The 19,021-nt window shown below is 71.7% G+C and carries 23 protein-coding genes; 11 read left to right on the top strand and 12 right to left on the bottom strand.

The features are described from left to right. Window positions 1–12 precede the first annotated feature (12 nt). The gene (locus tag DEJ00_RS07180; protein ID WP_027465074.1) at window positions 13–303 is read left to right on the top strand and encodes a GNAT family N-acetyltransferase; all 291 of its coding nucleotides are present in this window, start codon (window positions 13–15) and stop codon (window positions 301–303) included. A 37-nt stretch (window positions 304–340) separates the two neighbouring features. Here the strand turns inward: DEJ00_RS07180 and DEJ00_RS07175 are convergent, their stop codons facing one another. From DEJ00_RS07175 to DEJ00_RS07165, 3 genes are all read right to left on the bottom strand, one after another. Next, the gene (locus DEJ00_RS07175) at window positions 341–670 is read right to left on the bottom strand and encodes a hypothetical protein (RefSeq protein ID WP_051596634.1); all 330 of its coding nucleotides are present in this window, start codon (window positions 668–670) and stop codon (window positions 341–343) included. A gap of 166 nt (window positions 671–836) precedes the next feature. Continuing rightward, window positions 837–1,886, bottom strand: a complete 1,050-nt coding sequence (locus tag DEJ00_RS07170) for a biotin/lipoate A/B protein ligase family protein (protein WP_027465073.1) — start codon at window positions 1,884–1,886, stop codon at window positions 837–839. A gap of 131 nt (window positions 1,887–2,017) precedes the next feature. Beyond that, the gene (locus DEJ00_RS07165) at window positions 2,018–2,887 is read right to left on the bottom strand and encodes an alpha/beta hydrolase (RefSeq protein ID WP_027465072.1); all 870 of its coding nucleotides are present in this window, start codon (window positions 2,885–2,887) and stop codon (window positions 2,018–2,020) included. 105 nt (window positions 2,888–2,992) lie between these two features. Between DEJ00_RS07165 and DEJ00_RS07160 the strand changes: the two genes are divergently transcribed. The 3 genes from DEJ00_RS07160 (at window position 2,993) to DEJ00_RS07150 (ending at window position 5,538) form a co-directional block, all read left to right on the top strand. Further along, window positions 2,993–4,150: an inorganic phosphate transporter gene (locus DEJ00_RS07160; RefSeq protein WP_027465071.1), complete on the top strand. Its 1,158-nt coding sequence runs from the start codon at window positions 2,993–2,995 to the stop codon at window positions 4,148–4,150. An 11-nt stretch (window positions 4,151–4,161) separates the two neighbouring features. Beyond that, on the top strand, window positions 4,162–4,431 hold the full coding sequence (locus tag DEJ00_RS07155; RefSeq protein ID WP_071248265.1) for a hypothetical protein: 270 nt from the start codon (window positions 4,162–4,164) through the stop codon (window positions 4,429–4,431). A gap of 162 nt (window positions 4,432–4,593) precedes the next feature. After that, entirely contained in the window at window positions 4,594–5,538 is a 945-nt protein-coding gene (locus tag DEJ00_RS07150; protein WP_111056864.1) for an acetamidase/formamidase family protein, read from the top strand. 179 nt (window positions 5,539–5,717) lie between these two features. Here DEJ00_RS07150 and DEJ00_RS07145 read toward each other — a convergent pair whose 3' ends face one another. Beyond that, complete coding sequence (locus DEJ00_RS07145) at window positions 5,718–6,470, bottom strand: SDR family NAD(P)-dependent oxidoreductase (RefSeq protein ID WP_111056863.1); 753 nt, start codon at window positions 6,468–6,470, stop codon at window positions 5,718–5,720. A 95-nt stretch (window positions 6,471–6,565) separates the two neighbouring features. Between DEJ00_RS07145 and DEJ00_RS07140 the strand changes: the two genes are divergently transcribed. Beyond that, a complete protein-coding gene (locus DEJ00_RS07140) occupies window positions 6,566–6,976 on the top strand; it encodes a MarR family winged helix-turn-helix transcriptional regulator (RefSeq protein ID WP_071248270.1) in 411 nt (136 codons plus the stop codon). 5 nt (window positions 6,977–6,981) lie between these two features. Then, complete coding sequence (locus tag DEJ00_RS07135; RefSeq protein WP_375537590.1) at window positions 6,982–8,310, top strand: MFS transporter; 1,329 nt, start codon at window positions 6,982–6,984, stop codon at window positions 8,308–8,310. Between the two features lie 169 nt (window positions 8,311–8,479). On the opposite strand, the gene DEJ00_RS07130 is transcribed toward DEJ00_RS07135, so the two are convergent. Further along, window positions 8,480–9,373, bottom strand: coding sequence for an alpha-E domain-containing protein (locus DEJ00_RS07130; RefSeq protein WP_111056862.1), 894 nt, complete (start codon window positions 9,371–9,373; stop codon window positions 8,480–8,482). A gap of 132 nt (window positions 9,374–9,505) precedes the next feature. Between DEJ00_RS07130 and DEJ00_RS07125 the strand changes: the two genes are divergently transcribed. Beyond that, on the top strand, window positions 9,506–10,024 hold the full coding sequence (locus DEJ00_RS07125) for a MarR family winged helix-turn-helix transcriptional regulator (RefSeq protein WP_111056861.1): 519 nt from the start codon (window positions 9,506–9,508) through the stop codon (window positions 10,022–10,024). Between the two features lie 10 nt (window positions 10,025–10,034). Further along, complete coding sequence (locus DEJ00_RS07120) at window positions 10,035–10,238, top strand: hypothetical protein (RefSeq protein WP_027465064.1); 204 nt, start codon at window positions 10,035–10,037, stop codon at window positions 10,236–10,238. Window positions 10,239–10,269: 31 nt separating this feature from the next. Here the strand turns inward: DEJ00_RS07120 and DEJ00_RS07115 are convergent, their stop codons facing one another. The 6 genes from DEJ00_RS07115 to DEJ00_RS07090 form a co-directional block, all read right to left on the bottom strand. After that, window positions 10,270–11,106: an NAD(P)-dependent oxidoreductase gene (locus tag DEJ00_RS07115; RefSeq protein WP_258373579.1), complete on the bottom strand. Its 837-nt coding sequence runs from the start codon at window positions 11,104–11,106 to the stop codon at window positions 10,270–10,272. Between the two features lie 73 nt (window positions 11,107–11,179). Further along, window positions 11,180–11,962 (bottom strand): M23 family metallopeptidase, encoded by a 783-nt coding sequence (locus DEJ00_RS18475; RefSeq protein WP_220038845.1) that lies wholly within the window; start codon window positions 11,960–11,962, stop codon window positions 11,180–11,182. A gap of 157 nt (window positions 11,963–12,119) precedes the next feature. Then, entirely contained in the window at window positions 12,120–12,476 is a 357-nt protein-coding gene (locus DEJ00_RS07105) for a hypothetical protein (RefSeq protein WP_071248283.1), read from the bottom strand. Between the two features lie 135 nt (window positions 12,477–12,611). Beyond that, window positions 12,612–13,358 (bottom strand): 1-acyl-sn-glycerol-3-phosphate acyltransferase, encoded by a 747-nt coding sequence (locus tag DEJ00_RS07100; RefSeq protein ID WP_027465061.1) that lies wholly within the window; start codon window positions 13,356–13,358, stop codon window positions 12,612–12,614. Between the two features lie 87 nt (window positions 13,359–13,445). Next, on the bottom strand, window positions 13,446–15,314 hold the full coding sequence (recQ, locus tag DEJ00_RS07095; protein ID WP_111056859.1) for a DNA helicase RecQ: 1,869 nt from the start codon (window positions 15,312–15,314) through the stop codon (window positions 13,446–13,448). A gap of 9 nt (window positions 15,315–15,323) precedes the next feature. Next, window positions 15,324–16,472, bottom strand: coding sequence for a CPBP family intramembrane glutamic endopeptidase (locus DEJ00_RS07090; protein WP_111056858.1), 1,149 nt, complete (start codon window positions 16,470–16,472; stop codon window positions 15,324–15,326). A 36-nt stretch (window positions 16,473–16,508) separates the two neighbouring features. On the opposite strand from DEJ00_RS07090, the gene DEJ00_RS07085 reads away from it, so the two are divergent. Then, window positions 16,509–17,432 carry an EamA family transporter gene (locus DEJ00_RS07085; protein ID WP_111056857.1) on the top strand — a complete coding sequence of 308 codons (924 nt, stop codon included), beginning with the start codon at window positions 16,509–16,511 and terminating at the stop codon, window positions 17,430–17,432. 7 nt (window positions 17,433–17,439) lie between these two features. On the opposite strand, the gene DEJ00_RS07080 is transcribed toward DEJ00_RS07085, so the two are convergent. Continuing rightward, window positions 17,440–17,934 (bottom strand): GNAT family N-acetyltransferase, encoded by a 495-nt coding sequence (locus DEJ00_RS07080; protein WP_111056856.1) that lies wholly within the window; start codon window positions 17,932–17,934, stop codon window positions 17,440–17,442. A 94-nt stretch (window positions 17,935–18,028) separates the two neighbouring features. Between DEJ00_RS07080 and DEJ00_RS07075 the strand changes: the two genes are divergently transcribed. After that, window positions 18,029–18,838 carry a class E sortase gene (locus tag DEJ00_RS07075; RefSeq protein WP_231495642.1) on the top strand — a complete coding sequence of 270 codons (810 nt, stop codon included), beginning with the start codon at window positions 18,029–18,031 and terminating at the stop codon, window positions 18,836–18,838. Beyond that, window positions 18,835–19,011, top strand: coding sequence for a hypothetical protein (locus DEJ00_RS18470; protein ID WP_155896771.1), 177 nt, complete (start codon window positions 18,835–18,837; stop codon window positions 19,009–19,011). Before DEJ00_RS07075 ends, DEJ00_RS18470 begins: the two co-directional genes overlap by 4 nt. The last annotated feature ends 10 nt before the right edge of the window (window positions 19,012–19,021 follow it).

Below are 19,021 nucleotides of genomic sequence, written 5' to 3'. Positions count from 1 at the left end.
ACGGTCGAGTGCATGGCAGCAGCACCCGAGGTCCGCAACGACACCGACAAGCAGCAGTACTCCCTGATCGAGGACGGCGAGGTCATCGGCCTCGCGGCGTACGAGATCGACGGCGACGAGATCCGCTTCGTGCACACCGAGGTCGATCCCGAGCACCGCGGGGGTGGGCACGCGTCGATCCTGGTGCAGCACGCCCTCGACGACGTGCGTGCGAGTTCGTCACGCCGGGTCGTCGCGCAGTGCAGCTACGTGCACGCGTGGATCGAGCGGCACCCGGACTACCAGGAGCTCACGACGCGCTGACGCGGGCGACGCACAGACGAGCGCGGCGCCCGTCCGCTCAGTACGAGCGGTCGTGCGTCCCCACGCGGGCCTCGTGCCGCCCGGCGCTCCGCACCGTCGGCACCCGGATGAGCACGCTGCCGCTGAGCAGGTCGTGGTCGTCGTCCGCCGGTGACGGGGCCTGTTTCGGCAGGCGCGCCTGCCGTTCGTACTCGGCTTGCGTCTCGTGCCGGGTCGGTGCGAACACCTCGTCCAGCATCCCGACCATGCCTCCGGATCCACCGCTCCGCTGGGATTTGTTCGACAGGTCGATCCACCCCATGCGATCGGCGATCCACACCACGACGGCCACGGCGGCCACCGCCCCCAGGAAGATCAACCAGTTCACGGCAGCGACGCTACGTGGGCTGCGCGGCGAGCGGATCAGCCGCGCGGGGGATTCTCATCATCCACACGTCTGGTTCATGAGGTCGAGGCGCACACTCGAGGAAGCGGCGGCCGGGACGTCCCCCCTCAGCTCCGGCCGTCGCGTCCACCGTCGATCGGAACAGGGCTCACGGCACCCGCTCGAGCCACTCCTTCGTCGCGAACTTCGTCCGCACCAGCTCCTGCGCCCGCTCGCGCTCGGCCTCGGTCACGTGCCCCTCGGTCGCCCCGTACAGGCGGGTGAAGGTGCCGATCAGCCGCTCGATGATCTCGGCGCGGGACAGCCCCGTCTGCGAGCGGAGCGGGTCGACGCGCTTCGCGGCGCTGGTGGTGCCCTTGTCGCTCATCTTCTCGCGCCCGATGCGCAGCACCTGCACCATCTTCTCGCCGTCCATGTCGTAACTCATGGTGGCGTGGTGCAGCAGCGAACCGGTACCGAGGCGCTTCTGGGCGGCACCGCCGATCTTGCCCTTGGTCGAGGTGATGTCGTTGAGCGGCTGGTAGTACGCCTCGATGCCGAGCGACTTGAGCGCCTCGATCACCCATTCGTCGAGGAACGCGTACGAGTCGGCGAAGGTCATGCCCTGCACCAGGTCGGACGGCACGTAGAGCGAGTACGAGATCACGGCGCCGGCGTCCATGAACATGGCACCGCCGCCGGAGATGCGTCGGACCACCTGCACGCCGTACTTCTCGGCGCCGGCGGGGTCGACCTCGTTCTTGAGCGATTGGAACGACCCGATCACGACGGCCGGCTGGTCCCACTCCCAGATGCGCAGCGTGGGACCGCGACGGCCTGCACCGACCTCTTCGGTCAGCACCTGGTCGAGCGCGAGGTGCTCGTTCGGGCTGATCGGCCCCTCGTGCACGATCTGCCAGTCGTGGTCGCGCCAGGTCGAGGCCCGCGACAGCGCGCGGCGCACCGCGACGCCGACGGACTCGGGCGTGAAGCCGAGCAGCACCGCATCGGTCGGCAGCGCCGCCCGCACGGCTGCGGCGATGCCCGCGGCGTCGGTGGTGGCGGGGAGCCCGTTCACGGCCGCGTCGATGAGCGGCAGCGCGTCGTCGGGTTCCAGGAAGAAGTCACCCGCCAGGCGGAACTGCTGGATCGTGCCGTCGACGACCTCGAGGTCGACGACGACCAGCTTGCCTCCGGGGACCTTGTACTCACCGTGCATGCCGCAACCCTATTCCGGACGGCCGACTACCCGGCAGTGGGCCGGCCTGGTGACGGACTGGAGGCCCGTGGCGGCGTCGCCACGGGCCTCCCGTCCGTCACCGGTCGCGTCGCAGGACGCGGCGAGCGCCGTCAGCGCGCGGTCACACGGTCGAGCCACGCGACCAGGTCGCCGATGACCTCTGCGCGGTTCGTCTCGTTGTAGACCTCGTGGCGTGCGCCCTCGTACACCTGCACGGTCACGTCGGACAGCCGGCCGCGTCGACGGTACGCCTGCGCCAGACGCTCGATCGAGCGCGGACCCCCGAGGGTGTCGTCCGAGCCGACCTGCAGCAGCATCGGCAGGTCGTGCGGGATCCCCCGCCGCGGCACCCCGAGCAGCCGGAGGGTGTCGGCGAGCCCGAACAGCCCGATGACGTCGGCCTCGACCGCCAGGGGGTCGAGCGCCATCGCGTCGATGATCGTGCGGTCGCGGGTGAGCCACTCGTACTTGGTGGGTCCCGACCCCGCGTGCCGTGCGTTGAGGTCGCCGCTGTTCATCCAGCCGGGCAGCCGGTAGGCACTCGCGGACAGGACGACGCCGTCGTAGCGGTCCGACGAGGTGTTCACGATCCGCTGCGCCATGAGCGACCCCCACGAGTGCCCGAGCAGCACGAGCGGCAGCCCGGGTTCGTCGGCCCGCGCGACCGCGCTCATCTGCTCCACCGCGGCGATCGCCGCGCGCAGCCCGCCGGGGCCGAGCCGCCCGAGCTTGGCGTGGTCGCCGTCCCACTGGGTCAAGCCGGTGCGTCCGTGCCCGCGGTGGTCGTTCGCGTGCACGGTGTAGCCGGCGCGCACCAGGTCCTGCGCGAGCGGTTCGTACCGGAGCCCGTGCTCCCCGACCCCGTGCGCGATCTGCACGACACCCTTCGGCCGTGCCGCACGCCAGGTCGAGTAGACGATCTCGACGCCGTGGGCGTCGGTGAACGAGGCGTCGCCGCGAGCGGCGGAGAAGGTGGGCACACTCGCATCCTTTCAGACACTGCCATCCTCGCAGACGCGCTCCATCCCGGACCTGTTCACCCGGCGTTCACGCAGGGGGTTCCGGGCGGGCCTAGCGTCCTGCGCATGGACGTCATCGTCATCGTCACGCTGGTGATCGTCGTGGCCCTCGTGTTCGACTTCACGAACGGCTTCCACGACACCGCGAACGCCATGGCCACGTCGGTCGCCACGGGAGCTCTCAAGCCCCGGACCGCCGTGCTCATCTCCGCCGTGCTCAACGTGGTCGGCGCGTTCCTGTCCACCGAGGTCGCCAAGACCGTCTCGCAGGGCATCATCCGTGAGGGGCAGGACGGCATCCACATCTCCCCCACGATGATCTTCGCGGGGCTCGTCGGCGCGGTGCTCTGGAACCTCGCGACCTGGTACCTCGGGCTGCCGTCGTCCTCCACGCACGCGCTCTTCGGCGGGCTCATCGGCGCCTCGATCATCGGGGCCGGTCTGAACTCCATCAGCTGGGCGACGGTGGTGTCGAAGGTCGTGCTGCCGGCGCTGCTCTCCCCGGTCATCGCCGGGGTGATCGCCCTGGTCGCGACGTACCTGGCGTACGTGCTCACGAAGAACGCGACGACGCACGGTGCGGCGACGGGGTTCCGGCACGGGCAGACGATCTCGGCGTCGCTGGTGTCGCTCGCACACGGCACGAACGACGCGCAGAAGACGATGGGCGTCATCACGCTGACCCTCATCGCCGCGAACTACCAGGCCGCCGGCACCGGTCCGGCGCTCTGGGTGATCCTGGCCTGCGGGCTCGCGATCGGCCTCGGCACGTACATGGGCGGCTGGCGGATCATGCAGACCGTCGGCAAGAAGATCTCCGACGTGCAGTCGCCGCAGGGCTTCGCCGCCGAGACGAGCTCCGCCGCGACGATCCTCATCTCGTCGCACCTGGGCTTCGCGCTCTCGACGACCCACGTGACGAGCGGCGCGGTCGTCGGTTCGGGGCTCGGCAAGAAGCTCGCCGACGTGCACTGGTCGGTCGTCGGCCGCATCGTCGTCGCGTGGGTGATCACGCTGCCCGCCGCTGCGGTGGTCGGAGCGCTCGCGACCTGGCTCGCGTCGACCTCGGCCTTCGGGCTGGTGCTCGTCGCGGTCCTCGCCCTGGCCGGCGGGCTCACCTTCTACGTCCTCGCCAAGCGCAAGCCGATCTCGCACGAGGACATCACCACCGAGTCCGGGCCGGCCGAGCAGGCCGAGCCGCAGCCGACCGGCGCGACGAACTGAGGGGAACGACGATGGACATCGACTTCACCGCGATCGGCACGGTCGCCGGCGTCGGCTTCGTGGCCGCCGTGGGCCTGGTGCTCGTGTACACGCTCGGCCTCCGACTGCTCGGCACGGGGCAGCCGGACGACGCGGGCGGCGAGCGCACGCAGTACTCCGACGAGACCCCGCGCTCCGGGCACACCCCGCCGGCGGCACTGGCGGGAGCCGTGTTGTGCTTCGCGCTGTGCATCGCCGCGGTGCTGGCGGGCATCTGGTTGACGATCCCCCAGTTCCACTGAGGACGTTCCTTCCCAGAACACCCGCGATGCCTGGTCGAATCGGGCGTGCCTGGTCAGAACTTCCGACCAGGTACGCCCGATCCGACCAGGCACGCCCGATCCGACCAGGTACGCCCGTTCCGACCAGGCACGCCCGGAACACCCGCCTGGGATGATCGACGGGTGACCACCCACCACCACCTCGACGCCACGGTCGACTCCGCCGTCGACGTCTTCACTGCCGAACGCCAGCCGGTCCTGACCGTGGAACCGGGCGACACGGTGACGGTCCGAACCCTGAGCGCCGCGGGCTACACGGAACGCCAGCCGGGCCCGGGTCTCGACGCCCCGACCCTGATCGACCCGCGCCGGGGCCACTGCCTGGTCGGGCCGATCGCCGTCGCGAGAGCACGTCCGGGGATGGTCCTGGCGGTGCACTTCGACGACCTCGTGCCCGACGACTGGGGCTACACGGCCTCGGGCGGGGTCGACTCCCCGGTGAACCGCGCACTCGGCCTGACCGATCCGGCGTCGCGCGGCCCGCTGCTCTGGGACATCGACGTGCCCGCCGGAGTCGCCGTGAACCAGCTCGGCCTCGGGGTGCGGACGGCACCGTTCCTCGGCGTCGTCGGCGTCCCACCCGAGCCCACCGGGGAGCACTCGACGATCCCGCCCCGCACGGTCGGCGGCGGCAACGTCGACTGCCGCGAGCTGATCGCCGGCTCGACCCTGTACCTGCCCGTGACGGTGCCGGACGCCCTGCTCCACGTCGGCGACGGGCACGCGGCCCAGGGCGACGGCGAGGTCTCCGGAACGGCGGTCGAGTGCGGCATGACCACGACGATGACCCTGACGCTCCTCGACCGGGCCCCGGTCGAGGGTGTGCACGCCGACACCCCCGCCGGACGCATCACCTTCGGCTTCGACGCCGATCTCAACGTCGCGACGGCCACGGCGCTCGATCGGATGGTCGACTGGATCGCCGGGCTGCACGGGATCGGCCGCGCCGAGGCACTCGCGATGGCGAGCGTGGCGGTGAGCATGCGCATCACGCAGGTCGCGAACCGCACGTGGGGCGTGCACGCGCTGCTCCCGCACGACGCGATCCTGACGGACGCGCGGCACTGAAGGACGGGAGGCCCGCCCACCGCGAGCCGACCGGCGCACGCTGGGCGGGCCTCCCGTCCGACGTTCCTTCCCATCGCACCCGCGCTGGAAAGCGGAAACGGGCGTACCTGGTCGAAAGAATCGACCAGGTACGCCCGTTTCGACCAGGCACGCCCGGAACCACCAGGTACGCCGAGGCGTCAGTGGGCGGAGTAGCCGCCGTCCACCAGGTGGTAGCTGCCCGTGATGAACGAGGCCTTGTCGCTCAGCAGGAACAGCACGAGCGCGGCGACCTCGGCGTCGGTGCCGAGCCGCTTCGAGGCGTGCTCGTCCTCGAGTGCCGCGATCGCCTCGGGCGAGAGCGACTTGCGGAGCAGCGGGGTGTCGATGAAGCCGGGGCCCACGGCGTTCGTGCGGACGCCCTGCGACGAGTACTCGAGCGCGGCGACCTTGGTCAGTCCGGCGAGCGCGTGCTTCGAGGCGACGTAGGCCGCGTTCTGCGCCATGCCGACCGTACCGAGCACCGACGCCATGTTCACGATCGCGCCACCGCCGGCAGCCACCATCGCGGGGATCTCGTAGCGCAGCCCGTAGAAGACGCCGTCCAGGTCGACCGCACGGACGCGGTCCCAGGCGGCGATGTCGTACTCGCCGATCGGCTGCGGTGCTGCGCCGATGCCGGCGTTGTTCACGGCGAGGTGCAGCGCGCCGAACGTGTCGACCGCGAACTGCACCATGCGCTCGTTGTCCGCGGCGACCGCGGAGTTCGCCTCGAACGCGCGAGCGGTGCCACCGGCCTCCGCGATCGACGCGGCGACGCGCTCGGCGCCCGCCAGGTTGATGTCGGCGACGACCACCGTGGCGCCCGCCGCTGCGAGCTCCTTCGCGACGGACTCGCCGATGCCGCTGCCACCACCGGTGACGACGGCGACCTTGCCCTCGAACTCGGACATGTTCTCCTTCTCTCTCGGCAACACATGTTGTCTAAGAGCACGGTACACCCGAAATCCAGTTCGTTCGCTGAACTAATGAGCTAGGCTAACGACCGATGACCGACGCCACCGACCTCCGCATCGCGGTGAACCGGCTGTCCCGCACACTCCGAGCCCAGAAGGCCGACTCGAGCGTCACGGACGCGCAGTTCTCCGCCCTCGCCCGACTGCACCGCGACGGCGCCATGACCCTGGCCGACCTGAGCCGACAGGACGGCGTCACCCCGCCGTCGATGACGAAGACCGTCGCGGTGCTGGTGGAGCGGGGCCTGGTGTCCAAGTGCGGGCACGGCGACGACCGCCGCAAGGTGCTGCTCGGTGCGACACCCGCCGGAGCCGCCTTCGTCGAGGAGACCCGACGCCGCCGCGACGGCTGGCTCTCCCCGCGACTCGCAGCACTCACCGCCGACGAGCGGAGCACCCTCGCCGACGCCACCGAGATCATGAGGAGGCTGGCCCAGCAGTGACCGCCATGTTCCGCTCCCTCGCCGGACGCAACTACCGCATCTGGTTCGCCGGGGCCCTGGTGTCGAACGTCGGCACGTGGATGCAGCGCACCGCCCAGGACTGGATCGTGCTGACCCAGCTCTCGGACAACAACGCCGTCGCGGTGGGCATCACGATGGCCCTGCAGTTCGGCCCCCAGCTGCTGCTCCTGCCGCTCACCGGGCTCGCCGCCGACCGGTTCGACCGCCGGAAGATGCTCATGCTCACCCAGGGCCTGATGGGACTGCTCGGGCTGGGACTCGGCGTCATGGTCCTCACGCACACCGCCACCCTGCTCGCGCTGTACGGCTTCGCCCTGGCACTCGGCGTCGTCGCCGCGTTCGACGCCCCGATCCGGCAGGCCTTCGTCTCCGACGTCGTGCAGGGCGAGGACGTCTCGAACGCCGTCGCCCTGAACTCCGCGTCGTTCAACGCCGCACGCCTGATCGGCCCCGCGGTCGCCGGTGTGCTCATCGCGGCGATCGGCTCCGGATGGGTGTTCGTCATCAACGCCGGGTCGTTCCTGGCCGTCCTGCTCGCACTCCGGTTCGTCGACCCCGCCCAGCTCGCCGAACGGGTCCGGGCGGGCCGCGGCAAGGGGCAGATCGTCGCCGGCTTCCGGTACGTCCGCACCCGACCGGACATCGTCGTCGTGCTCTGCATGATCTTCGTCGTCGGCACGTTCGGCGTGAACTTCCCGATCTTCACCTCGACGATGGCGCGGGTCGAGTTCCACCAGGGCGCCGGCGAGTTCGGGCTGCTCAACTCGGTGATGGCGATCGGCTCGGTGCTCGGCGCGCTGCTGTCCGCCCGCCGGGACAAGCCGCGGATGCGCACCCTCGTCCTCGCCGCCGGCGGGTTCGGGCTCGCGTGCACGGCCGCGGCCCTCGCTCCGACGTACTGGACCTTCGCGATCGTGCTGGTGTTCGTCGGGCTCGCGTCCCTGACCTTCATGACCACGGCGAACGCCCTGGTGCAGACCACGACGAAGCCCGCGATGCGCGGTCGCGTGATGGCGCTCTACATGGCGATCTTCGCGGGCGGCACCCCCATCGGCGCCCCGCTCGTCGGTGCCGTCGCCGACGCCTTCGGCCCGCGCTGGGCGATCGTCGTCGGCGCGGCCTCGGGCTTCGTCGCACTCGCGATCGCGCTCGTCTGGCTCGTCCGGTACCAGCGGGTCCGGCTGCGCTACGACGCCGACTCGCGGCTGCACCTGGCGATCACGCACGCCGTGCCGGTGGTCGGCTCACGCGCGGCGCTCCGCCGCGAGCTGGAACGCGACGAGGCGCTCGCCGACCGCTCCAGCGCCGTCTGACGGACCGGCGGGGCACCCTGCCCGTCGGCCGACGGCCGTGACCCACCGACCGCCGGACGGGAGGCCCGCACCGGCGCCGCCACGGGTCTCCCGTCCCACGCCACCCGGGCCCACGGCCGTGGTCACGACGCGCGGACCAGCCGCCTTCCGCCACACGCCCCCGGTCGGCTCAGAGGACGGGAGCGGACGACGCGAAGACGCGCTCGTCGAGGGCCGCGGCGACGCGGTCGGCAGCCACCGCCAGCCGTTGCCCGACGTCACCCGCCACCGCGAGCGCCGACTCCTCGGGGATGCCGTCGAGCAGGGCACGGACCTCGTCGAACCCGGCGACCTCGTCCGCGATGCAGGACGGGGCGACGTCGGCCAGGCACTCGGCTGCGCGGTGCACGGTGAAGCGCAACGACCGCGGGCTGTGGGCGTCGAGGAGCAGGAAGGCGGCGGCGGCGGACGGCACCGGTGGGTGGTCGCGTCCGCGCAGGAAGGCCTCGCCCGCGCCGCACGCCCGGAGCGCCGCCGTCCACGAGGTGACGGCGTCCGGCTCGAGCAGCCGCGACGCCAGCAGCCGTGCAGTGGAGGCGCAGCGGGTGAGTGATCGCCCGAGGGTGAAGAACTCCCACACCTCGTCACGGCTGGCGTCGCCCTCGACCACCCCGATGGCGAGGGCACTGCGCTCCCGCACCCAGCCGAGGAACTCGTGCGCACGGTCTGGGGCGATCTTCCGGGGCATCCGCGACCGCGTGACGTCGAGGCAGTCCCAGAGCTCGCTCGAGACGACCTCGCGGGCACGGCGTGCGTGGTCGCGGGCGACGGCGACCGCGGCGGCGATGGACGCGGGTTCGTGCCGGTCGAGCGCGAGGGCGTCGACGGTGGCGGCGCGGTCCGGGTCGTTCGCGGGGCCGGTGGTCCCGATGACGCTGCGGAGCTCGGTGGACACGAGCCGGTCGTCGTCGAGGGTGCCTGGTTCGCGGCGGGCGACGTAGACGTCGAGCAACCGTGCGACGACGTCGGTGCGCTCCACCGCGCTCCCCACGTGGAAGACGTTCCCCGCGAGGCGGCTCAGCACGGCTGCTCCTGCATGTCCAGAACCTAACGAGCCGGCGTTGCCGGGGTGTTACAGAACCGCGTCACGGGTGTTGCAGGTGTCCCGTCTCCGCGCTCGCTAGACAATCTAACTAGAGCGTCTAGCATTGGGGGCATGACGTCCGAGGTGGTGACCAGCACCGCGGGGTACTGGTACGAGGACTCCGCGGTCTCCGCCGTGGACGTCCTCAACGCCCTGCGGCGGTACCGAACGGCCGAGAGCGCCGCCCAGCGCCGAGCGCGCGAGGCACTGGGGATCGGCGAGAACGCACTGCTGGCGCTCCGGTTCCTGATCGACGCCGAGCACGACGGCCGCACCGTCAACGCGAAGGACCTCGCCGAGCGGCTCGAGATCACGGCGGCGTCGACGTCGGCGCTCGTCGACCGGCTCGTCCGCAGCGGTCACGTCGAACGGCACGCCGACCCGAACGACCGCCGCGGCGTGATCCTCACCGCCACCGGCACCTCGATGCGGCACGCGCTCCGGGTCATCGAGGAGCTCGACGCCCGCGCGCTCGAGGTCACCGAGCACCTGCCGAGCAACGAGATGGCCGTCGTCGTGGACTTCCTGGACGAGATGGTCCGCGTCGTGGACGAGCTCGACGGCGGGTCGGACCACCTCCGTCGCGCGTAACCTGGACCGCATGGACCCTCGCGGCGAGCACCACCCCGAGGACGACATGCCGTTCGCCGAGCTCGACTCGCGGGCCCGTGCCGACGCAGCACTCCGACGCATCCAGGCCGGGTCCGATCCGGCTCGTGAGGCGTTCGACCTCGCCAACACCATGAACGACGAGGCCGTGGGGCGGCTCACGAAGCGCCTGCGGCGGTTGTTCCGTCGGGGCTGACCGGTCGGCCATCCGTGCGTGTGCGTGTGCGTCAGAACGCGGTGCCGACCGCGGCGATGTCGTCGCCCCCGTGCCCGGCTGCGCTGGCATCGGCGTAGACGCGCCCGAGTGCCTCGAGCAGCGTGGTGGACACCCCGGCGGTCCGGGCGGCATCGGTGATGAGTCCGATGTCCTTCCGCAGCCCGTCGAGTGCGAACTGGGCGGGGAACTCGTGGGCGATCATCGCGGCACCCTTGGTGTGGGCGTAGGCGGAGTCGCTCGCGCTGCCCTCGATGGCCTGCAGGAACAGCGCGGGGTCGAGCCCGAGTGCCGCCGCCAGGGCCAGGGACTGCCCGGTCGCCGCGGTGATCGACGCGATCCAGGCGTTGGCGGCGAGCTTGAGTGCGGTGCCGTCGCCGACGTGGTCGCCGGCACGGACGGTCTTCGCGCCGATCGCGTCGAGCACGGGGTCGACACGGTCGAGCAGGTCCGCGGGGCCTGCTGCGAGCATCGTGAGCTTGCCCTGTTCGGCGGGGGCCTTCGTGCCGAGCATCATGGCCTCGACCAGGGTGATGCCGTACTTCTCGGCCAGTTGCACGACCGTCGCGGTGCCGTCGACCCCGATCGTCGAGGCCTGCACCCACACGGCGTCGGTCGGGGCGTCACCAGCGGCCTGCTCGAGGACGTCGACGACCGCATCGGTGTCGAACAGGGTGAGCAGGACGACCTCGGCGTGCTCGACGGCACTGCCCTGGTCACTCGCCACCGTTGCGCCGCGGTCCCCCAGGGGTGCGGCCTTGTCGGCACTCCGGTTCCAGACCGTCACCTGGTGGCCGTCGCGGAGCAGTGATCCAGCCACGCCGGCGCCCATCGCGCCCGTCCCCAACACCGTCACTCGCACGTGCGTCTCCGTCCTGGCGCGACTCCGTGCCGCGACCGTCCCGACGCTACGCCCGCCGCCGTCAGAGGAGGCCGCGAGCCTGCAGCCAGGCGGCCGGGTCGATCGGTGTGCCGGCCACGATGACCTCGAAGTGCAGGTGGGCGCCGGTCGAGACGCCCGTGTTGCCGACGGCCCCGAGGCGCTCCCCCGCGCGGAGGACCTGGCCGGGGCGGACGTCGATCGCCGACAGGTGCCCGTACCGGGTCGCGGTGCCGTCGGCGTGCTGCAGGAGGACCTGGTTGCCGTAGCCACCGAGCACACCCGCCGAGACGACCCGGCCGGGCAGCGCGGCGACGACCGGGGTCCCGATGGCCGCGGCGAAGTCGACCCCCTGGTGGTTCGACGAGCAGGCCGCGCAGCCGACGACCCAGCGGGAGCCGAAGCCACCGGCGTCGGGGACCGCACCGACCGTGGGGCGGACGGCTCCACCGGTCGGGCCCGAGCCACCGGGGACCCGGAGGGCTGCCGCGGCACGACCCACCGAGAAGTCGTCGCGGCCGGCGGTCGGCCCGGTCGAACCGTCGGCGACGAAGTGCTGCATGCCGGCCGATGCCGACGTGGATTCCGGAGTGGTCGGAGCGGCGACGGCGGTCTGCGGGGAGCCGACCGCGACGAACAGGCACGTGACGGCGGTCACCGCCGCGGCGGGCAGTGTCCGCCGGGCGGGGATCCGGAACGACGCGAGGCGGCGGCGCGCGGGAGCGGCGGCCTGCGTGGGCCGGGTCGGCCGCGCGGCCAGCGTGGACCGGGTCGGCCGTGCGGACTGCGCGGGCCGGGTGGAAGCCGGGGTGGCGGGAGGGGGCACCGCCACCCCGGCGGCTCGGAGGGGCCCGGGCTGTGCAGCGTGCCGTGCACGGCGCAGCGGGGGCTCGGTCGGTCGGTCGGCCGTACGGCGCTCGGCACCGCGCGGGCGCCGGGGCAGACCGTCATCGAGGGTCGTCATCTTGCGGTGACCGGCCCGGTCAGACGCGGACGACGCCGTCACGGGCGATCCGGTCGAGCTCGCACACGACGGCGTCGACGACCGCTCGGGTGATCGCGTCGGCGACGGTCTCGACCAGGACGAGGTGCTCGGGACGGATCGTGACCTCGGTCACGAGGGCCGATGCCACCCGCACCGGGATCTCGTCGATCGCGGCGACGAGGGCGGCCGGGACCAGCGTGGAGTCACCCGGGCGGACGGGCGCGGACATCGGCGAGGTCGGCACCGGGGTCACGACGGCGAGCGCCGGCGACGGGGTGGAGTGCACGGTGGAGTGTGGAGCGTCGGCCTGATCGCGACGCTGGGCGATGGAGTCGAAGAGCGGGGTGGAGGACATGCTGCGGACGGTCCGATCTGGATGTCGTGGCTGGTCGTTCTCGGGCGACCGGCGATGGCGGCGTGCCGAGCGGCACGTCCGCCATTCAACCATCGATATTTCAGATGTGCAATAGTGACCGGACAGTCGCAGCGATCAGTCCGGGTCGACGGCGGCCGCGGTCGGGTCGTCCGGCTGCAGCGCACGACGGACCCGTTCCACGATCGTCGCGGGCGGGTTGTTGTAGGCGTTCGCCGGCTCCTGGCCGCTGAGCTCCTGGATCGCCGCCATCACCGCATCGGTCGCGTGGCGCCGAGCACGACCGGACGACGCCTCGCCGAAGGACGACAGGTCGATCGGCTGCCCGAACTCGATCGTCACGCGGGCGAGCTTCGGCAGCCGGGACCCGACCGGCTGCACGTCCTCGGTGCCGGTGAGCGCGACGGGCACCACGGGGGCACCGCTCGTCAACGCCAGCCACGCCACTCCAGTTCGGCCCTTGTAGATCCGGCCGTCGAGCGAGCGCGTGCCCTCCGGGTAGATCGCGAACGCCTCGCCCTCCTGCAGGCGTGCCAGCCCGAGGTCGAGGGCCTGCTGGGCCGCCGCACCCGCGCCACGCTCGACCCCGATGGCGCCGATGCCACCGAAGAACGCCCGCGAGACGGCTCCCTTGAGACCCGAACCCGTGAAGTACTCCTGCTTCGCCAGGAACGACACCTTGCGCGGCGCCATGAGCGTGATCGCGGGCGAGTCGATGAAGGATCGGTGGTTGCTCGCGAGGATCACCGGGCCACGCTTCGGGACGTTCCGACGACCGATGATCTTCGGCCGCCACAGCAACCGGGCGAGCGGGGTCACCACCGCGCGACTGAGCACGGTGGCGAACTTCGTCGAACCGGACACCGGACCTCCTCGTGGTGACGAGCTACCGAGTGTAATGAGGCGCGCGGAGGGCACATGCCCGGAACGGCATGCAGTGGTGGCCGGGCGTCAGTCGGCAGCGGCGACGACGTCGAGGACCGCTCGCCCGTACCGCTCGAGCTTCGCTGCGCCGACGCCGGAGATCTCGCCGAGCTGGTCGACGTCGGCCGGGCGGACGGCGGAGATGCCCCGGAGCGTCGCGTCGTTGAACACCACGTACGCGGGGACGCCCTGCTCGCGGGCCTCGGCAGCACGCCAGGCACGCAGGGCCTCGAACAGGCCGACGGCTTCCTGCGGCATGTCGGTGACGACCGTTCGTCGACTGCTGCGGCCGGCCCGCGGCGCCTTGACCGGGTCGCGACGCATCCGCACCTGCACCTTGCCGGTCAGGACCTCGGCGCTCGTGGGACTGAGGACGACCGTGCCGAAGCCGTCGCCCGACACCGCCGCGTAGCCCTGGGCCAGCACCTGTCGTGCGACCGCGCGCCACTCGCCCTCGGACAGGTCGGCACCGATGCCGAAGGTCGCCAGGGTGTCGTGCTGGAGTTCCTGCACGCGGGGCGACCGCTTGCCGATCAGGATGTCGACGAGGTGCGAGACGCCGTACCGCTGGCGGCGCTCACGCTCGAGCCGCACGACGGTGGACAGCAGCTTCTGCGCGGGGACGGTGCCGTCCCACGACTCCGGCGGCGCGATGCAGGTGTCGCAGTTGCCGCACGCCGTGCTCTCCTGCCCGAAGTACGCGAGCAGCCGCACCCGGCGGCACTCGATCGTCTCGCACAGGCTGAGCATGGCGTCGAGGTGGGCGCTGAGCTGCCGCCGGTGTGCGGCGTCGCCCTCGGACTGGTCGATCATCCGCCGCTGCTGCACGACGTCGTTCAGGCCGTACGCGAGCCACGCGGTGGCCGGCAGCCCGTCACGACCCGCACGGCCGGTCTCCTGGTAGTAGCCCTCGACCGACTTCGGCAGGTCGAGGTGCGCCACGAACCGGACGTCGGGCTTGTCGATGCCCATGCCGAACGCGATGGTCGCCACCATGACGACGCCGTCCTCGCGCAGGAACGTCGACTGGTTGCGGGCACGCACCCGGGCGTCGAGTCCTGCGTGGTACGGCAGGGCGTTGATCCCCTGCTCGGCCAGGGCGGTGGCGGTGCGCTCGACGGAGTTGCGGGACAGGCAGTACACGATGCCGGCATCGCCGCTGTGCTCCGTGCGGATGAAGGTGAGCAGCTGCTGCAGCGCGCCGGTCTTCGGTTCGATGCGGTACTGGATGTTCGGCCGGTCGAAGTCGGCGACGAAGTGCGCGGCGTCGTCGAGGCCGAGCCGGGCGGAGATCTCGCGGTGGGTCTGCGGCGTCGCGGTGGCGGTGAGGGCGATGCGCGGCACCGTCGGCCACCGCTCGTGCAGGACGCTCAGCTCCAGGTAGTCCGGGCGGAAGTCGTGCCCCCACTGGGCGACGCAGTGTGCCTCGTCGATGGCGAACAGCGAGACGCGCGCCCGGTCGAGGAGCGCTCGGGTGGACTCGAGCCGGAGCCGCTCGGGCGCGAGGTAGAGCATGTCGACCTCGCCCTGCACGACCGCACGCTCGACCCGTGACCGTTCGTCGGGGCCCTGCGTGGAGTTGAGGAACGCGGCCCGGACGCCGTTCGCCGCCAGGGCGTCGACCTGGTCCTGCATGAGGGCGATGAGCGGCGACACCACGACCCCGACGCCGTCGCGGACGAGCGAGGGCACCTGGTAGCAGAGGGACTTGCCACCACCGGTCGGCATGAGCACCAGGGCGTCACCACCGGCCACCACCTGGTCGATGATGGCCGCCTGCTCACCGCGGAAGTCGTCGTAGCCCCACACGCGGTGCAGCACGTCGAGCGCAGCGGCACGGGGTGCGGACACGGCAGCGGGAGCAGGCACGGCAGCGGGCGCGGGCGTGGTGCTCATGCCACGAGCCTACGGGCGACCGGCGACACCCACCGCACTGTCCACAGCACCGTCCGTGCCGGAGTCGGCACGGTGGTCGGAACCGGCCACGTCGTCGGCGCGGGCCGGCGTGGTCGCCCAGCCTGTGCCTCCAGGCCGGATCCAGCGGACGCCGCCCGCCCAGGCCGGGGTCACACCCCGGAACCGGGGTGCCTCGTGCCCGGCGAAGCGGCGGTCCAGCCCCCGCCACGACGCCAGGAACTCGACCATGCCCCAGAACGCGAGCGACGTGACGAGGGTGACGAGGGTCCCCTGCCAGGTGCCGTTCGCGTCGGACGAGGTCAGGTCGACCTTCGACCAGCCGGGCGCCTGCAGCACGAAGATCATGATGTTGTTGAAGGCGTGCTGCAGGACCGTGGCCTCGAGCCCGCCGGTCCGGAGGACGATGATCGCCGCGATCAGGCCGAACGAGCCGACGTCGAGGATGCCCCAGACGTTGTAGCCGTTCGGGATGTGCAGCACCGCGAAGACGACCGTCGAGACCGCCACGGCGATGACCGTGCCGACGCGACGCGGGATCCACGACGCGACGGTCTGCATCAGGAAGCCGCGGAAGATGTACTCCTCGGCCGCGCCCTGGAACGGGACGAGCAGGACGACGAGGGCGATCGTCAGGGTGAGGGTGCCGAGGGAGACCGTCGACTGGCCGATCGCGTCGTGGTTCCAGGCGAAGCCGCCGTCGGTCGTGATCATCCCCCCGTCCCAGAACAGGCCGGTCTGGACGACGAACATGACCGCGGCGATGACGAGCGTCGGCAGCAGGCACCACGCTGTCCAGGCCCACCGGACCCGGAACCGCGTCGACGACAGGATGCCGGCCGGTCCGATCCGCGCGATCTTCACGGCGAGCAGGACCCCCGGCAGCAGGACCACGAGCGACACCAGGGTCAGCGAGAGGGTCAACGGATCGGTCGGGTCCAGAGCACCGCTCTGCAGGTCATCCAGCAGGCCGTAGAGCCCGGACGCACCCCCGACCGCGGCGACCGGGATGAAGTAGGCGACGGTGATCAGCACCTGCGACACGAGGTACCACCCCGCCAGGAACGCGAGGGCGACGAGCGGCCGCCACCACCTCCAGCGCGCGTCGATCCGGGGCAGGCGCTGGTAGGGAACACTCACGCACCGCAGGGTACCGGGCCGGGCAGGATGGGAGCCGTGCTCACCGTCCTGTTCGGCCTGTCCGGCGCGATCGTCTACGGGTTCGCCGACTTCCTGGGCGGACTCGCCTCGCGCCGGGTCCGCCCGGTCGTCGTCACGGCGGTGGCCGCCGCGATCGGGATCGTGCCGCTGCTCGTCGGACTGGTGGTCCTCGGCGGCGTGTTCTCGTGGCCGGCCGCGGTCTGGGGTGCGGTTGCCGGCCTCTCGGGCGGCATCGGGGTGCTGCTGCTCTACGCGGCACTCGCGATCGGCCCGATGAGCGTGCTCTCCCCCGTCACCGCCGTCTTCGCGGCCGTCGTGCCGGTACTCGTCGCGGTGTTCCGTGGCACGGTGCTGTCACCCGTGGCCACCGGCGCGCTCGTGGTCGCGGTCGTCGCGGTGGTCCTGGTCGCGGTGGTCCGGGACGCCTCGGGCGCACGGCTCACCGCCCGGGGCGTGGTCGCGGCCGCCGTCGCCGGGTGCGGCTTCGGCGGGATCGTGCTGGCCTACGACATGACGCCGTCCGACTCGGGCGCCGCACCCCTCGTGGTCGCGCGGGTGCTGCAGGCGGTGCTGCTGGGTGCGGCGGCGATCGTCGTCGTGCTCCGGACGGGAGGCCCGGTGTCCGCCCCGACGTCGGCCCGCCCCGTCAGGGCTGCCGCCGTCCGCGATCCTCGGTCGGGTCGCGCATGGGGTCCGCGGCTGCTGGTCACCGTGGCCGTGTGCGGCGTCTTCGACGCGATGGCGAACGTGTTCATCCAGGCGGGACTGCACAGCAGCGACGATCCGGCGACCCTGCCCGTCGTGAGTGTGCTCAACGCGCTCTACCCGATCGGCACGGTGGTGCTGGCCGGGGTGGTGCTGCGGGAGCGGTTGACCGCGCAGCAGTGGATCGGCATCGTGCTGGCGTTCGTCGCGTCGGTGGCGCTGGCGTTGGCGTAGCGCGCGGTCAGGCGTCGGGGATGAGGCGCTTCCCGAGCGAGACCGTGCGGTCGTCGGTGTAGCCGAGGGACGCGTAGAACCCGAGCACCTGCTCGTTGCCCGCACGCACCTGCAGGTTGAGCTTCGGGCAACCGAGGTCGGTCAGGAGCCGCTCGAACTCGGCCATCAGGGTGCGACCGAGGCCGGAGCCCTGCAGGTCGGGGCGCACGGCGAGGTAGTTCACCCAGCCGCGGTGCCCGTCGAAGCCGGCCATGCCCGCGGCGACCACGCCGGCTTCGGCGGTGGCGGTGTCGGTGTGGGTGTCGGTGTCGGTGTCGGTGTCGGTGTCGTCACCGTCGGTGGCGTCCGGCTCGGCGACCAGGAAGAGCTCGGGCTGGACCGTCAGCTTGCGGGCGATGTCACGTCGGGGGTCGTTCCAGGGTCGGACGAGCCCGCAGGATTCCCACAGGGCGACGACCGCGTCGGTGTCCTCGGTGCGGAAGGGGCGGATCCGGTACTCCATGCCCCCACGTTAACGGGGGTGGGGAGAACGTCGTCACCGGCCTGTCGTCGTGATCTGATAGACCTGTCCGACCACCCAGCCGATCAGGAGCCCCGTGACCGCACACGACACCATCCCGTCGCGCCGCAGCGCACGGGACGACGAAGCCGGCTCGCGGTCCCGGCGTTCCCCGCGCAGACGCCAGACGGTCGGCGGCGCGATCGTCTCGCTCATCGCCGAGTTGCTCATCATCGCGGGTGCCGGCACCGGCCTGTACGTGGTGTGGACGGCATGGTGGACCGACGTGGTCGCCGTGAACGAGCAGACGAAGCTCGTGCAGGGCCTCGACCAGGTCAAGACCCCGAAGGTCGAGGGCACCGAGCACCGCGGCACCGCACCCGTGCTGGACGAACCGCCGGCGCTGTCGGACGTGTTCGGGACGATGCAGATCCCCCGGTTCGGCAACGACTACAACCGGCCGATCGGCGAGGGCACGGATCGTGAGAAGGTCCTCAACACCATCGGGCTCGGGCACTACCAGGGCACCGCGATGCCCGGCGCCCCCGGCAACTTCGCCGTCGCCGGACACCGGGTCACCTACGGCAAGCCCCTCAATCAGATCGCGGAACTGCAGAAGGGCGACTCGGTCGTGGTCCGGGTCACCGACGCGAAGACGAAGTTCGACGTCTGGTACGTCTACAAGGTCACCGACAGCCAGATCGTCACGCCCGACAAGATCGAGACGATCGCGCCGGTGCCGAACAAGCCCGGCGTCGAACCGACCGCCCAGGACCGCTGGCTCACGCTGACCGCCTGCCACCCGATGTGGTCGGCGGCGGAGCGGTACGTGACGCACGCGAAGCTCGACTACTGGATGCCCGCGTCCGAGGGCACCCCGAAGGAACTCTCGGAGACCGCCAAGTGATCTTCCCCCTGGTCTGGCGGCTGCTGCCCGGCCCCACCGTCCTGAAGGTGCTCGAGCTGCTGGTCCTGCTCGCGGCGATCGTGTTCGTGCTGTTCCAGTGGGTGTTCCCGTGGATCGCAGCGGACATCCTGCCGCCGCCGGACGGCACGGTGGGGGCCACGCCGACCCCGTAGCGCCTGGTCT

The organism is Curtobacterium sp. MCLR17_039 (assembly GCF_003234745.1).
GTDB lineage: Bacteria > Actinomycetota > Actinomycetes > Actinomycetales > Microbacteriaceae > Curtobacterium > Curtobacterium flaccumfaciens.
Note: the sequence above shows the minus strand (reverse complement) of the source record. Positions and strands in the feature narration are given on the sequence as shown.

What these genes read in the sequence shown, in the direction of transcription:
- DEJ00_RS07180 (WP_027465074.1), top strand. Translation starts at nt 13, where the DNA reads ATGGCAGCAGCACCCGAGGTCCGCAACGACACCGACAAGCAGCAGTAC.
- DEJ00_RS07170 (WP_027465073.1), bottom strand. Translation starts at nt 1,886, where the DNA reads ATGCACGGTGAGTACAAGGTCCCCGGAGGCAAGCTGGTCGTCGTCGAC.
- DEJ00_RS07160 (WP_027465071.1), top strand. Translation starts at nt 2,993, where the DNA reads ATGGACGTCATCGTCATCGTCACGCTGGTGATCGTCGTGGCCCTCGTG.
- DEJ00_RS07155 (WP_071248265.1), top strand. Translation starts at nt 4,162, where the DNA reads ATGGACATCGACTTCACCGCGATCGGCACGGTCGCCGGCGTCGGCTTC.
- DEJ00_RS07145 (WP_111056863.1), bottom strand. Translation starts at nt 6,470, where the DNA reads ATGTCCGAGTTCGAGGGCAAGGTCGCCGTCGTCACCGGTGGTGGCAGC.
- DEJ00_RS07140 (WP_071248270.1), top strand. Translation starts at nt 6,566, where the DNA reads ATGACCGACGCCACCGACCTCCGCATCGCGGTGAACCGGCTGTCCCGC.
- DEJ00_RS07135 (WP_375537590.1), top strand. Translation starts at nt 6,982, where the DNA reads ATGTTCCGCTCCCTCGCCGGACGCAACTACCGCATCTGGTTCGCCGGG.
- DEJ00_RS07125 (WP_111056861.1), top strand. Translation starts at nt 9,506, where the DNA reads ATGACGTCCGAGGTGGTGACCAGCACCGCGGGGTACTGGTACGAGGAC.
- DEJ00_RS07120 (WP_027465064.1), top strand. Translation starts at nt 10,035, where the DNA reads ATGGACCCTCGCGGCGAGCACCACCCCGAGGACGACATGCCGTTCGCC.
- DEJ00_RS07105 (WP_071248283.1), bottom strand. Translation starts at nt 12,476, where the DNA reads ATGTCCTCCACCCCGCTCTTCGACTCCATCGCCCAGCGTCGCGATCAG.
- recQ (WP_111056859.1), bottom strand. Translation starts at nt 15,314, where the DNA reads ATGAGCACCACGCCCGCGCCCGCTGCCGTGCCTGCTCCCGCTGCCGTG.
- DEJ00_RS07080 (WP_111056856.1), bottom strand. Translation starts at nt 17,934, where the DNA reads ATGGAGTACCGGATCCGCCCCTTCCGCACCGAGGACACCGACGCGGTC.